At 45.5% G+C, this 13,362-nt stretch carries 15 protein-coding genes; 6 read left to right on the plus strand and 9 right to left on the minus strand.

What is annotated here, in order from left to right; genetic code table 11:
* The first annotated feature begins 2 nt into the window (after positions 1 to 2).
* From JOE49_RS18935 to JOE49_RS18945, 3 genes are read left to right on the plus strand one after another with little or no spacing between them, the layout of a single operon-like run.
* Entirely contained in the window at positions 3 to 839 is an 837-nt protein-coding gene (locus JOE49_RS18935; protein ID WP_209942414.1) for an ABC transporter ATP-binding protein, read from the plus strand.
* A complete protein-coding gene (locus JOE49_RS18940; RefSeq protein WP_209942416.1) occupies positions 832 to 1,674 on the plus strand; it encodes an ABC transporter ATP-binding protein in 843 nt (280 codons plus the stop codon). The genes JOE49_RS18935 and JOE49_RS18940 overlap by 8 nt, the downstream gene beginning before the upstream one ends.
* Positions 1,641 to 2,951, plus strand: coding sequence for an MATE family efflux transporter (locus JOE49_RS18945; RefSeq protein ID WP_209942418.1), 1,311 nt, complete (start codon positions 1,641 to 1,643; stop codon positions 2,949 to 2,951). The genes JOE49_RS18940 and JOE49_RS18945 overlap by 34 nt, the downstream gene beginning before the upstream one ends.
* A gap of 119 nt (positions 2,952 to 3,070) precedes the next feature.
* On the opposite strand, the gene katA is transcribed toward JOE49_RS18945, so the two are convergent.
* The 5 genes from katA to JOE49_RS18970 all read right to left on the minus strand — a co-directional run bounded on the left by katA (position 3,071) and on the right by JOE49_RS18970 (position 7,803).
* Positions 3,071 to 4,528 carry a catalase KatA gene (katA, locus tag JOE49_RS18950; RefSeq protein ID WP_028541635.1) on the minus strand — a complete coding sequence of 486 codons (1,458 nt, stop codon included), beginning with the start codon at positions 4,526 to 4,528 and terminating at the stop codon, positions 3,071 to 3,073.
* A 290-nt stretch (positions 4,529 to 4,818) separates the two neighbouring features.
* Positions 4,819 to 5,421 carry an adenylyl-sulfate kinase gene (gene cysC / locus JOE49_RS18955; protein WP_209942420.1) on the minus strand — a complete coding sequence of 201 codons (603 nt, stop codon included), beginning with the start codon at positions 5,419 to 5,421 and terminating at the stop codon, positions 4,819 to 4,821.
* Positions 5,422 to 5,481: 60 nt separating this feature from the next.
* Positions 5,482 to 6,381, minus strand: coding sequence for a TIGR02452 family protein (locus tag JOE49_RS18960; protein ID WP_023988855.1), 900 nt, complete (start codon positions 6,379 to 6,381; stop codon positions 5,482 to 5,484).
* A gap of 5 nt (positions 6,382 to 6,386) precedes the next feature.
* Positions 6,387 to 6,869 carry an NADAR family protein gene (locus JOE49_RS18965; protein WP_023988856.1) on the minus strand — a complete coding sequence of 161 codons (483 nt, stop codon included), beginning with the start codon at positions 6,867 to 6,869 and terminating at the stop codon, positions 6,387 to 6,389.
* A gap of 28 nt (positions 6,870 to 6,897) precedes the next feature.
* Positions 6,898 to 7,803, minus strand: coding sequence for an NUDIX hydrolase (locus tag JOE49_RS18970; protein ID WP_209942422.1), 906 nt, complete (start codon positions 7,801 to 7,803; stop codon positions 6,898 to 6,900).
* A 292-nt stretch (positions 7,804 to 8,095) separates the two neighbouring features.
* Here JOE49_RS18970 and JOE49_RS18975 point away from each other — a divergent pair, with 292 nt between their 5' ends.
* Positions 8,096 to 8,398: a hypothetical protein gene (locus JOE49_RS18975; RefSeq protein WP_023988858.1), complete on the plus strand. Its 303-nt coding sequence runs from the start codon at positions 8,096 to 8,098 to the stop codon at positions 8,396 to 8,398.
* Positions 8,399 to 8,508: 110 nt separating this feature from the next.
* Here JOE49_RS18975 and JOE49_RS18980 read toward each other — a convergent pair whose 3' ends face one another.
* The gene (locus tag JOE49_RS18980; protein WP_028541639.1) at positions 8,509 to 9,567 is read right to left on the minus strand and encodes a DUF1835 domain-containing protein; all 1,059 of its coding nucleotides are present in this window, start codon (positions 9,565 to 9,567) and stop codon (positions 8,509 to 8,511) included.
* A 135-nt stretch (positions 9,568 to 9,702) separates the two neighbouring features.
* Here JOE49_RS18980 and glsA point away from each other — a divergent pair, with 135 nt between their 5' ends.
* A complete protein-coding gene (gene glsA / locus JOE49_RS18985; protein ID WP_023988860.1) occupies positions 9,703 to 10,641 on the plus strand; it encodes a glutaminase A in 939 nt (312 codons plus the stop codon).
* Positions 10,642 to 10,714: 73 nt separating this feature from the next.
* Here glsA and JOE49_RS18990 read toward each other — a convergent pair whose 3' ends face one another.
* Complete coding sequence (locus JOE49_RS18990; RefSeq protein ID WP_209942424.1) at positions 10,715 to 11,581, minus strand: VOC family protein; 867 nt, start codon at positions 11,579 to 11,581, stop codon at positions 10,715 to 10,717.
* A 49-nt stretch (positions 11,582 to 11,630) separates the two neighbouring features.
* A complete protein-coding gene (locus JOE49_RS18995; protein ID WP_013310427.1) occupies positions 11,631 to 12,044 on the minus strand; it encodes a DoxX family protein in 414 nt (137 codons plus the stop codon).
* Positions 12,045 to 12,313: 269 nt separating this feature from the next.
* On the opposite strand from JOE49_RS18995, the gene JOE49_RS19000 reads away from it, so the two are divergent.
* The gene (locus JOE49_RS19000; RefSeq protein WP_023988862.1) at positions 12,314 to 12,853 is read left to right on the plus strand and encodes a helix-turn-helix domain-containing protein; all 540 of its coding nucleotides are present in this window, start codon (positions 12,314 to 12,316) and stop codon (positions 12,851 to 12,853) included.
* 122 nt (positions 12,854 to 12,975) lie between these two features.
* Here JOE49_RS19000 and JOE49_RS19005 read toward each other — a convergent pair whose 3' ends face one another.
* Positions 12,976 to 13,347, minus strand: a complete 372-nt coding sequence (locus JOE49_RS19005) for a hypothetical protein (protein WP_237449160.1) — start codon at positions 13,345 to 13,347, stop codon at positions 12,976 to 12,978.
* Positions 13,348 to 13,362: the final 15 nt, after the last annotated feature.

A 13,362-nucleotide genomic window follows, 5' to 3' on the forward strand; every position in this document is an offset into this window, starting at 1 on the left:
ACATGCTGACTATTGAAGGCTTAACGATTCGGACAAATGTAAAAACGATTGTAGAGCAACTGAAGCTTGCCGTTCGTCCGGGGGAATGGTGTGCTCTAGCCGGCGAAAGCGGTAGTGGCAAAAGCATGACGGCGTTCGCTATCGGCGGCCTTCTCCCCTCTTCTGTTGCAGCGGAAGGAATTATTGCCTGGAAGGACAATAATTTGCTGGATCTATCCGCTAAACAAAGACGTTCTTTGCTTGGTAGTGAAATATCTTACATTTTTCAAGACTACCATGGGGCTTTCACCCCCTTTCTGCGTGTGGGCAGCCAACTGGACGAGCTGATGCGCGCCCATGGCAATCAAGATCGCAAGGCGCGCAAACAGCGCTGTATCGAGGTGCTGGAGCGCGTACAGCTTCCCGCCGAGCGTGTGTACCGCAGCTATCCGTTTCAGCTCAGCGGCGGTCAATTGCAACGGGCAGCTATTGCGGCTGCACTGCTACTGGAGCCGAAGTTGCTTATTGCCGACGAGCCTACAACTGCGCTGGATACGCTCACAGCTCATCGGGTGCTTCAGCTCATTGACCAAATCCGGACGGAGACGGGTATTTCCGTCTTGTGGATCACTCATGACCTGCGTCATGTACGCAAGTATGCAGATCGAATCGCAGTAATGCGCGAAGGTTTCCTGGTTGAAACTGGTGAAACGCAAGCGGTGCTGAACCATCCGGTCCACCCGTATACTCGTCGTCTACTGGCGGCTATTCCGCCCCTGTCTCCGGGCGCTCCAGCACGTTTGCCTTACAACAGCACTGAAGAACAGAACGCATTGGAAAGGAGCGCTTTACATGAATAATCAAGCCGCCTACGCTCAGCAGCAAGACACGTCTAATGCTGTCGTGACCGTCTCCGGTTTGACGAAGGCTTACGCTGGAGGTAAAACGGTGCTGCAAGATGTTGCTCTGTCGATCTCCCCCCGAGAATGTCTGGGTATCGTCGGGGAAAGCGGCAGTGGGAAAAGCACACTCGCTCGCTGTATTTTGACATTGGACCCGTTTGATCAAGGTGAGCTTAGACTGGATGGACAGTCTATCCGTGGGCTAAAGCGGAGCGAATTAAAACGGATTCGTAGCAGGCTGGGTGCAGTATTTCAACATCCATCCGCGGCTTTGAATCCCAGACTAACCATCCTGCAATCCCTGCTGGAGCCACTGGACCAGCTTAAGTACTATGTTCCTTCCTTTATGGCGGGTAAGTCCTCAGAACGTCGGGATACAGCAGAACATTTGCTTGAGATGGTAAAGCTTCCAGCCAGCTATCTGGATAAGTTTCCACATCAGCTCAGCGGTGGGGAAAAGCAGCGTGTAACCATCGCACGTGCTATCAGCACAGAGCCGGATTTTATCGTATTGGACGAGCCAACAGCAAGTTTGGATGTGACCACACAAGCCACCGTTTTGAATCTGCTCAAGGATTTGCAGGATGAACTAGGACTGGCTTATCTGTTTATCTCACATGATCTGGCGGCTGTGCACTTTATGAGTGATCGAATCATGGTCATGAAAGAAGGCAGTGTGCTTGAGCATTTTCCCAAGGAAGCATTATTTCATTCGGATCGCCATCCCTATACACAATCATTACTGGAGGTTTTTTCAACATGTTGCCTTCCCACCGAGCCTATCTTGCTTTAGCTATCCCTTTAATTATTTCGACGATTACAACCCCGCTGCTCGGTGCGGTGGATACAGCTGTAATCGGTCATTTAAGCCATTCCGCGTATTTAGGCGGTGTAGCGGTGGGCACTCTTATTTTTAATACTTTATATTGGTTGTTTGGCTTTCTGCGAGTCAGCACATCAGCTTTCACGGCACAAGCCGCAGGGGCACAAAATAACGACCAGGGCATAGCTGCTCTCATGCGCCCACTGGCCATTGCTTTACTCATTGGTGCGGTATTCATTGTGTTGCAAAAGCCAATTCTGCTGGCTTCTCTCCAGCTAATCCATCCGGCGCAGGATGTGGCAGCGCAGGCAGCGATTTATTTTAACATTCGTATTTGGGGAGCACCCCTTACATTGGTGAACTATGTGCTGCTAGGCTGGCTGATGGGATTGTCCCGTGTGAAGGCTACATTATTTTTGCAAATTTCAATGAACGTAATCAATATGGTATTAGCTATTGTATTTACACAGATGATGCATTGGAATGTCACGGGTGTGGCAAGCGCTACTCTGATTGCGGAAATTCTTGCATGTGTATTGGGTCTGGCGCTGGTGTTCCGCTCATCGATTTGGAGGGAATGGAAGCAAAGCGGACAGATGAATTGGCGAGGTTGGTTTGGAGCTTCAGAGTTGAAAAATGTCATGGCGACAAACCTTGATCTCATGATTCGCACAGCCTGTCTGCTGACAATGTTTAATCTGTTTACGGCACGCAGTGCGAGCTTTGGAACCGATCAGTTGGCGGCGAACGCTATTTTGTTGCAGATCCATTATATTATGGCTTACTTTTTTGATGGGTTCGCCAACGCCAGTAGCATTATGACGGGTCAGGCTAGGGGTGCCGGGGATCGTAAAATGCTGCAAAGGGTTATTCACTTGTCCTGGTTCTGGACACTGGTGACCAGCGTAGTGACGGGAGGATTGTATTTCGCACTGAAAGAGCCGCTTATCTCGCTATTTACGGATAATGCTACAGTGATTAGCCTTACAGGCCCTTATAATGGATGGCTTGTGGTCTTTCCGCTGGCAGCCGGACTGGGACTGGTGTTCTATGGTGTGTTTACGGGGATGACAGTAACGTATCCGATCCGTAATTCGATGCTGATCTCATTGCTCTGCTTTTTGATCGCTCTCTTCTGGTGCGTTCCCCATTATGGGAATCACGGACTTTGGCTGTCCTTTATTGTATTTGCCCTAGGACGGTCGCTGTTTCTTGTAATCTATTTACCTCGCTTGCAGAGGATATAGCAGCACCTGATTTACATCGCTCTCAAAACAAAGGATGTCCCATCCACCATGTACGTGGTGTTGGGACATCCTTTTATTATATATTCATACGGCTTTCAGGTTAGAGTTTGCAGATACCTCTACTCGCCTTGAGGAACGGTCAAGCCCAAACCTTCGGCTACACGACGTCCATATTCAGGATCAGCTTTATAAAAATGACCGATCTGACGCAGTTTGATTTCATCACTTTCTACGGGCTTCATCGCATTTACGATGTTTCGGACCAGACGTGCACGCTCTTCTTCACTGAGCAAGCGGTACAGGTCGCCTGGCTGTGTGTAGTGATCATGATGATCGTAGGCTACACTTTGCGCTTCGCCAGACACTTCAAAAGGAGCAATTTTGTGCGCAGGTGATTCTTTGGGTCCACCGAGACTATTAGGCTCGTAATAAACAGATCCTCCGCCATTGCTGTCACTGCGTAATGCACCATCGCGTTGGTAGTTGTGTACTTCTGCATGCGGACGGTTGATCGGCAACGAATTATGATTTGCACCTACACGGTAGCGATGTGCGTCGCCGTAGGCAAACAGGCGTCCTTGCAGCATTTTATCCGGGGATGCTTCAATTCCAGGAACAAATGAACCCGGAGAGAATGTCGCCTGCTCTACCTCAGCAAAGTAGTTCTCAGGATTGCGATTCAGCACCATGCGCCCAACCTCAATCAGCGGATAATCCTTTTGAGACCATACTTTTGTCACATCAAATGGATCAAAGCGGTACGTATCTGCATCTTCTACCGGCATAATCTGCACATGAAGTTTCCATGCAGGAAAATCACCTTTTTTGATGGCATTAAACAAGTCTTCTGTATGATAATCAGGATTTTCACCGGCAATTTTCGCAGCCAAATCCACATCAAGATTTTGCACACCTTGCTCCGTTTTAAAATGATATTTCACCCATACTGCCTGTCCTTCGGCGTTGACCCACTTGAACGTGTGACTACCGAAACCATGCATATGTCTAAGTGTAGCTGGAATACCGCGGTCAGACATAAGGATACTTACCTGATGCAGCGATTCAGGAGATAAGGACCAGAAATCCCAGACCGCATTCGGGTTTTTCAGATGGGTTTGGGGATGACGTTTTTGCGTATGAATAAAGTCAGGAAATTTAATGGCATCCCGAATAAAAAACACAGGTGTATTATTGCCCACGAGATCATAGTTGCCTTCTTCTGTATAAAACTTCACCGCAAAACCACGCGGGTCGCGTACAGTATCGGACGAACCCAGCTCACCCGCCACAGTCGAAAAGCGAATAAACATTGGTGTACGCTTGCCCACCTCAGACAAGAAGCTTGCTTTTGTAAATGCAGACAAATCATTAGTGACTTCAAAATATCCGTGCGCCCCTGCACCTTTTGCATGAACGACACGTTCCGGCACACGCTCCCGGTTAAAATGCGCCAATTTCTCCAGCAGATGCACATCCTGAATTAGTGCGGGACCTCGCGAGCCTGCTGTGATCGAATTTTGATTATCTCCAACAGGAGCGCCCCAGCTTGTAGTCAGGTTCGTTGGTTGGTTACTCATGATTGACATCACCTCTTGAATGAATTGGTTGACTATGTGCCTTTCACTATAAATTGTGCACAAACAAAAATCAATACTTTTTTATAATTATTATAATCTAGGATTTAGAATTAGTTTAAAATCATAAACAAAAAAGCAAGCCCCATAAGGCTTGCCGTATATGCAGTATTGTATTTATTTACTAATAGGTATGCTTCAATTTTCACGTTCTGTAATGATTACTTAGATCGCTTCTCGAAGTTTTGCCATGGAGGCTTTCAGACAATATTCACCTAGAATTCATCATAAAATCATAAAAGCAGCTGCTTCCTATCAAGAAAATCCAAGATGTCCTGAACCGACTGAATTACCTCCCGACCTTCAGTCGATACGATTAAATCCGGTTCCAGCGGTACTTCATAGGGAGCATCAATCCCCGTAAAATGATGAATTTCTCCGGCACGTGCTTTCTTGTACATTCCTTTTGGATCGCGTCGCTCACATTCCTCCAAGCTGCACTGTATATAAATCTCATAGCAACCTTCCTGCTGTAAAATGTCCTTTACCATTTCACGATCTTCACGATAAGGGGAAATGGTGGCGCAAATCGTTAGAACACCCGCATGTGCCATTAGCTTTGCAACTTCAGCAATACGGCGGATATTTTCTTTACGGTCAGCGGGCAGGAAACCTAGATTCCGATTTAAACCGTGCCGAACATTATCCCCATCCAAAATAAACGTGTGTATGCCTTGTGCGTATAACGCTTTTTCAAGTGTGGAGGATACCGTTGATTTCCCCGAACCAGACAGCCCCGTAAACCAAAGCACCGGACTTTTATGTCCATTCAAAAGCTGACGCGCTTGCTTATCAACATCGGACACATGCCAGGTTATATTCGAAGATGGATTCATTCAGCACCTTCCTTTTTCATGAGATATTATAGTAAACAGTTTTTATGCACAGCTCAAGCTTCAGGATAGAGCATTTTTAAAGCTGTTTAAAGTACGCTGCTCTGCTTTATGATCCAACACTGCAAAAACAATCCGGTCAAACAACAAGCCATATCCTTCATCTACAAGTACTTGCTTGAACCAGAGGGCAACCTCTTCCGGCTTATTGCGGAATACTCCGCAACCATAGGCTCCCAGCACAAGATGTTCTACGCCGTTTTGCTTAGCCATTCCAAGAATGTAACGAATCCGCTCCAGCATCACTTCACCAATCCGATTCACCTGCTCTGGTTCCCGTTCTCGCACAACTCCAGCATTTACAGCAGGTGCGGTCAGGAAATCGACTTGATACGGCTTCTCCAACAATGTCCCCTGATCATCCCGAAATACCGGAACTTCAGGCGAATAAATCATATAATCTGAATAAAAACAGCTCCGCAGCTTCCGATTATGTCCATACATCTCTTCCATTTGTGAAATGCAAGGATACAATGCTGACGAACGAGCCAAGCTTTCTTCTTGAGCCTGGCTGCCTCCGAGAAATCCACCTCCCGGATTTTTGGCTGATGCAAAATTCAAACACGCCACGTGGGCCAGCTTCTCCTCTACCTGGAGTCTGTATGCCGCTTGTAACGTGCTTTCTCCCGTAATTTCCAATTTTGCAATGATCGTCTGTTCGTCTATACGGGAAGAAGGCCCCAATATACTTTTTATTCTTTGCTCTGCCTCTTGTTTTACAGCTACCAGCTGAGAAGGTGTATATAACTTCGAGCCTGTGACCGCATTTCCTATCTCTTTTGTCATATTTACTTGAACCAGTTTGATATTCGTATAATTCCCATGTTCCAAAATGGATAGTGTTTCCTGCGCCATATGCGATCGGGCATCCCGGTTGCTCCGGGAATTCATTGTATTTTTCATGATGACTATTCCTCCTTTTGCAATACATCCTCACGTAAATTTGTCAATATTTCTCCTAGCCAGTTCGTGCCACGCCATAGCTTGCGGTTCCGTATACGAGCATCGCTCTCAGCTAAGCCTACACCCCAAATGGTGTCGGTCGGACTAGCCTCAACCAGAGTGGTTCCTTTCGTTTTAAGCAGGTGCTTGAGCAAATTCGGATTTTGTGTAAACTTGGCGTAATTACCGTCATATACAAATTGCCGGCAATTGGCCTCCCACAAGGATTGGTCAAATCCGCGCACACTGCGGCCCCGGGCTTTTTGCTCCCTTGGGGTAGGGGCTTGCATAATTTTCAAGGCCGCCTCTTCATCCCCAAAAAGCTGTGCTTTTTTCAACATCATATATTGCTCGGCACAGTTAAACTCCAATCCATCCACGACAAAATCAGAAGGATACCATTGCGAAAATGGCGAATGACTGCGATAAAAAAATGTAAACTTTTCCATGAAGATTCCTCATTTCATATTCCTTATGCTACATAAAACGCGACCGAGGCTTAAATCGGTATAACTTGGACGGACGATGTCCAGCCGCCTTTCTATACTCATTGGTTTCTTCCACGAGATCAGCTATTTTGCGACGAAAAGCTGCGGCCAACAGCTCCTTACCTAGAATAATTTCATACACCTGCTGAAGCTCACTCAGTGTAAATAGAGCTGGCATCAGGTGAAACGCGATATCTGTGTATTCTATTTTGCTGCGCAGACGCTCTATACCGTACGCAATAATTTTGGCATGATCAAAAGCAATTCCTTGTGACTCCAGCACCTCTCGCTTGATTTCAATGGTTCTTCCCTTAAGAATTTCAGTTATTTTTACTTTGGCTGATAGATGGATGTCCCCATGCTTCAATGTGATGTCAATGTCTTGTTCCCATGTGTAACCTTCCGGCTGATTCGTCCGCGTCTCCTGAGCTACGCTGTAATCCAGCTCAAACCATTGGGCATCAGCGGCATCATCCCCCGCCTGTACCTCCAAGGAATCGTGGTCCACCAATGCCATGTAAGCGCAGCTAATTACCCGCATACGAGGATCACGTGCCACATCTCCCCAAGTATATAGCTGCTCCATATAAATCTGATCCACATTCGTTTCCGTTTTAAGCTCGCGTCGTGCAGCCTCTTCCAGACTTTCATCTATACCTACAAAACCACCCGGCAACGCCCATTGCCCTATATAGGGATGCTCCCCTCTTTGGATCAAAAGAAGCTGGAGGGTCTTCTCCGGTAGCTTCCGGTAATTTTGTTGGAGCTGATCCATTACCGTAAATAGCAGCATATCTACCGTTACGGATGGGCGCTCATATTCCTTCGCATCATAAGCGGCCAAGAACTCCTCTTCCGTCAAGCCACTGTGATTATGTTTCGATCCATCTGTCACTTGCGTCACCTACCTGTTCATATATGGGTCATTCGTCGCTTTTGATTCAAAAGTGACGAATGCTTTCTGTGATTTTTAATTTGAATCAATTGATAAAAACAAAATGTTAATATCAATACAATAATATATAAAAAGTGCTTCGTCAATAGGGTGTATAGACCTATTTTCAATCGTTTGATAGTACTATTAGACTGTTTACTGAATTTTACTTGTTGCTTATTGTCATATCATGTATGATGTTTTGGTCAATATAGGAAATACAACATACTAAACACGTAGGGAGAAGATCTAATTGACTAACCAGTTTAACCCGCAAAACAATCAGCAAGGAGCACCATCCAGGCCAGCCCCTGTTTACCCGCCTCCTGTATCATTCAAGGAGTGGATGATCAGTTTACTTTTGATGGCTATACCGGTAGTTGGACTTATTATGCTGTTTGTGTGGGCATTTAGCGGCTCGACTAATCCGAGCAAAGCTAACTATGCTAAAGCAGGCCTTCTTTGGGCCGCTATTGTAATCGTGATCTATATCATTATGGCTGTTGCTCTGTTGCCTGCTATCATAAGTTCATTGAATTCAAGCAGCTACTATTGATTCCAAGTACATAGCAAAATAACCTTCTGATGAATCAACCTGATACATCAGAAGGTCTTTAAACTAAACTGCCGATCCCATCGGCAGTTTTTATTTGATCACTTTTTGCTTTACTCCTTTATTCTCACAGCATAACGATTCATCATTCCCGGCATCCCCTGAAAATCAAGTTTGCCATGGGCGATCAAATATTGAATCCGGTATTCCAAAAAAGTATCGCTTCTTGGCTGCGACCATTGCGTTAAAGCTTGACCTATTATTTTTCCGGTGTTCACAAATCCCAGATTATCCGCTAACTGTATCTTGCTAATCATATCCAGCAAGGCCTGATCCAAATAATCCTCCGGCACATGGACAATACGGTCATTGTCCCATAATCTCAGGACACTATCTTGCTCGCTAAGCTCCAACCACTCCCGTTCGTATCGACGTCGGTCTTCCATACACACCACATAAAGTTCATCTTCACTTCGCTTAATGAACCGTTCGATTTCTTTCGAATGCACCACGCCCATGGATAAAGGGAATGGACTCTCATTATATAAATGATCATCCGGCTCCCGCTCCAAGGTATCCGTGACATTAATGACCCGAATAGGTGTAGCTCTTTTGCGCAAGAGATATAATACAAAGCGTAATCCGACCTGCTCGTCAGCATTAGAGCCACACCAAATCGTGATCGACTTCTCATCTGGAATTTCACTTAGGGTAACCATCATCTGTTCAATACGGTGCTCCCAATTGGCGTAATGGAAAAACTCATAATGCATCATCCGTTCAGCCAACCAGCCGTGACGGTTTTCTTGTCCTTCTAATGTTTCCAGCCTCCACAATGGTCCTATGGAAAACTGATCATTAAAAGACAGCACGATACTCTCAAGCCGCAATCCTGCACCTGAAAGTCCTCCCTTCATCGAGCCTGCGGCAGACTGAGAAAACAATAGATGCACATGCCTCTCCCGGGTGCGCTCATGCTCCAGACGCTCATTTCGGCTCGTTTCCACATCATTTGCCCACTGCTCTAATATAGGATTAGCCCATTCAGGATTTTTGTCTGATAAGGCTGCAACCTGCTCCAGTACACTATGTACAAAACCTCTAAGTCTTCGACCCTTAATAACCTCATCGTAGTCTTCATCAAAATTCGGTTCATTATGAGATAACAACAAGTCACTGCCTCCTTTTATCTAATTCAATTCAAACTTGTCTTTCGACCAGAAATATCTTTAGAATAGGCGTATAGCTATCACTTCTTACTCTACAATAAAATACCACAGATTGCTTACTTGACTGGAGGAAAAGAAATGACATCGGAGTGGCAGAGATTACAGACCAAACTGCCGGAATGGGTAGAACAAAGCCGTCATGAGTATATTCATGGCAAGGTAGCAGCATATATTCCCGAACTGTCCAAAGCACCAGCCGACGCGCTTGGTGTTGTTGTAATGAACGGTGTGGGTGAAACCGTGGTAGCCGGGGATACGGAAATCCAATTTACGATGCAAAGTATTTCAAAGGTATTTACGCTCATTCTGGCCTTGATGGATAATGGAGAGGACGTTGTCTTCTCTAAGGTGGGTATGGAGCCTACCGGAGACCGTTTTAATTCCATGCTAAAGCTAGAACTGGTCGAGCCGGGTATTCCGTTTAACCCACTGATTAACGCCGGAGCGATCGCAGTCTCCTCTCTGATTCGCGGGAACAGCCCAGAAGAGAAGTTTGCCCGTGTTCTCCAATTTTTCCGTCTGCTTACCCACAATGACACATTGGAATATGATCAGGATGTCTACGATTCAGAATCTGCCACAGGCCATTTGAACCGTTCCCTTGCTTATTTTCTAATGGAAAAAGGAATTTTAAGAGGTCATGTGGAGGATGTGCTTGAAGTTTATTTCAGACATTGTGCTGTCAAATTGAACTGTACAGATTTAGCACGTATGGGACTTGTACTAGCTTACAACGGCCGTGATCCGGTGACAGGTATACCGCTGATTCCCCGCCGCTATGTACAGATCGCCAAAACATTTATGACGACATGCGGCATGTATGACGCTTCAGGGGAATTCGCCATTCAAGTCGGACTACCTGCCAAAAGCGGCGTATCAGGCAGTATTATGACGATGGTACCCGGACGATATGGCATTGGACTGGTTGGACCTTCTCTGAACCGTATGGGCAACAGTACAGCCGGTGTACACTTGCTGGAGAAGATGTCTCGGGATTTGGACTGGAGCTTGTTCTAAGTATACGGAAAAAAGGGTATTCCCAGCCTTTACGGCTCATAGGAATACCCTTTTTTGTTGCGTGTCTTCTATGTTACGAGATTTGACCGTTAATCAGTTTAATTTGAATGCGGAACGGATCAGCTACATACTTGGCGCCATCGCGTTCTTGCATTCCATAGCCTGCTGCCTCTAAACGAGCGACAATGGCATCCAGTTCCTTCTGATCCGGTACGATCAATTCAAAATAATCCAATCCTGCAGCGTGCTCAGGAGCTGGTGGTGCTCCTTCACCTGCCCATATATTCAAGCCCATATGGTGGTGGTAACCACCTGCGGAAACGAACAAGGCTGAAGAGCCATACCGGCACGTAATGTCAAAGCCAAGCACATCGCAATAAAATTGCTGTGCTTTGAGCAAATTAGACACATGGAAGTGGACGTGCCCGATTACCGTTCCCTGCGGTAGTCCCTGCCAAGGTAGATTTTCGGAAATCGCAACCAAGTCTTCTGCATCCACGGGATCTGTTCCCATCATGTAAAATCCATTTGCATCCTTTTTCCACTGATCACGGGGACGATCTGCATAGATTTCGATTCCGTTATTATCAGGGTCATGGATATATAGAGCTTCACTTACATCATGGTCTCCCTGTCCGATTTCAATCTCATGAGCCAGCAGATTACGTAAAGACAGGCCCAGAGCTATACGGTTTGGGAGAAGAATAGCAAAGTGATATAACCCGGCAGCAGATTGACGCGGCAGAATAACTGCATTTTCAATATAGTTAAGGATCAGTAGCGCATGCTTCCCATCGACAGTCAATTCAGCGGTATCCGCCGTTTGACGCAGCAGCTGAAAGCCAACGACCTCTGTATAAAATTGAATAGAACGCGCCAAGTTACTAACCTTTAATGAAACCTGCCCGATTTTGGTGTTGTCATGAATATGTGCTGTCATGAGTTTTCCCTCTTTCTACATGGATTGGAGGACTAAAGCTAATCAAAAATTATTGTTTGGTTGACTCACGACGGCTGAACAAAGAATCCAGAGACAATCGAGTCGTTGGAGCAAATACCAGATGAAGAGCTACCAGAATAAAAGCAATATCCAGCTCATAGCCAGCGCCTTGACCATTCCCCATCAACCCGCCGGACAATTTTGCTGTAAAAATGGCGCCGATCAAAACAATAACCAAAAGCCCAGATACATAGCGAGTGAGCAATCCAAGAATCAATGCAATCCCACCGACCAACTCAATCACCGCAACGACATAACCTAAAAATCCTGGAACGCCAATGCTGGAAAACCAGCCTGCTACATTACCCAACCCCATTTGGAATTTAGCAATTCCGTGTGCCAAAAACAAAATTCCCAGCGCCACCCGCATAATTGTAGAAATGTTTTTGCTTGCTGAACTCATGTTTATCTCTCCATTCTGTTTGTTTATTACACTCATACAAGTGCATATGAATAATTAATTTATATTACTAATAATTTGGTTGAAAAAATAATACTGTCTGAATCTCTGCCGCACCACATTAGTGTGAATCAAACTTGAATTATTAGTAATAGAAATAATTATTTTGTAATGTGAATTTATCATAAGAAACTGTAGTCTGTCAACAAATTATTTGGTATGATAAATATTAAATTAGTATACATTATATTCCCTTAAAGGAGGAACGCTCTATGGGTATAGGATGCAACATACGCGCCGCTCGTAAACGTAAAAATTTATCCATCCAGCAAATATGTGAACGAACCGGACTATCGCAAGGGTTTATGAGTCAAGTAGAAAATAATAAAACCTCCCCTTCCATCGCAACATTGGACAGTATCGCAAATGCGCTTAAGGTTCCCCTTGCTTTTCTGCTTCTCAAAGAAGAGGAACGGATGCAAGTGATTCGTAAGGACGAGCGTCGTAAAACGTTATATGGTAAAAACAACCTCCAGGTTGATCATTTGGGGGGACAAGGAAACGTTAAAATGATGCTGGTGGACATGCCGCCAGGCTCATCTACAGAAGAGGAGCATGCTCATGCGGGGGATGAGATTCATTTTATCTTGGAGGGCACGGTATACGTGGAGCAAGGCGAGGATTCAGCTACTTTGGAAGCAGGAGATTCCTTTAGCTGGAGGGCAGCTATCCCCCATTATGCCAAAAACGTGGGTGAAAACAACGCCCGTATCCTGATTTCCGTATTTCTCGAAGCAGAAAATGACGCCTAATAGATACTTAAGCAAGCACGAAGCAACAAAAGTACAAATTCCATCAAAAAAAAGCGCGTACCGGGAAGTCAACTTTACTTCAACGATACGCGCTTTTTAAATTTTCCTTACTATTGCTGCTCTTAACTTATTCCATCGCCTGCTGGGGCATCTGTACGCGATTCCCACGGCAGCTTGAAGGTTTTCATAATTTGTTTGGTATTAGCCGGGAGTCCAGTTACGGGATCACCCGTAGTACCCAGCAGTTCTTCTTTATTTAGCGTAGTAATACGCCCATAGAAAGTAGTACTGCTGTCTCCCCATCCTGTAGTAAACTTGTAGATCAGGGGCTTATTTATTTTCGGATAAGTTCCCCACTGATTTTTGGCTTTATTCACCAAAAAACGCTCCAGCGGATCGTATTCCATTGTAAATGTTTTATCAAAGGGAGCACCCACATACCCTTGATAGGTGACAACTGGAAAACCGTCCTTCACTTCAACTAGACTCAGCACATCCCCACTGTAAAA

It is taken from the genome of Paenibacillus sp. PvR133, assembly GCF_017833155.1.
In the GTDB taxonomy this organism is placed as follows: Bacteria; Bacillota; Bacilli; order Paenibacillales; family Paenibacillaceae; genus Paenibacillus; species Paenibacillus polymyxa_B.

Coding starts and splice junctions, on each gene's coding strand:
- JOE49_RS18935 (WP_209942414.1), top strand. CDS start 3: ATGCTGACTATTGAAGGCTTAACGATTCGGACAAATGTAAAAACGATT.
- JOE49_RS18940 (WP_209942416.1), top strand. CDS start 832: ATGAATAATCAAGCCGCCTACGCTCAGCAGCAAGACACGTCTAATGCT.
- JOE49_RS18945 (WP_209942418.1), top strand. CDS start 1,641: ATGTTGCCTTCCCACCGAGCCTATCTTGCTTTAGCTATCCCTTTAATT.
- katA (WP_028541635.1), bottom strand. CDS start 4,528: ATGAGTAACCAACCAACGAACCTGACTACAAGCTGGGGCGCTCCTGTT.
- cysC (WP_209942420.1), bottom strand. CDS start 5,421: ATGAATCCATCTTCGAATATAACCTGGCATGTGTCCGATGTTGATAAG.
- JOE49_RS18960 (WP_023988855.1), bottom strand. CDS start 6,381: ATGAAAAATACAATGAATTCCCGGAGCAACCGGGATGCCCGATCGCAT.
- JOE49_RS18965 (WP_023988856.1), bottom strand. CDS start 6,869: ATGGAAAAGTTTACATTTTTTTATCGCAGTCATTCGCCATTTTCGCAA.
- glsA (WP_023988860.1), top strand. CDS start 9,703: ATGACATCGGAGTGGCAGAGATTACAGACCAAACTGCCGGAATGGGTA.
- JOE49_RS18990 (WP_209942424.1), bottom strand. CDS start 11,581: ATGACAGCACATATTCATGACAACACCAAAATCGGGCAGGTTTCATTA.
- JOE49_RS18995 (WP_013310427.1), bottom strand. CDS start 12,044: ATGAGTTCAGCAAGCAAAAACATTTCTACAATTATGCGGGTGGCGCTG.
- JOE49_RS19000 (WP_023988862.1), top strand. CDS start 12,314: ATGGGTATAGGATGCAACATACGCGCCGCTCGTAAACGTAAAAATTTA.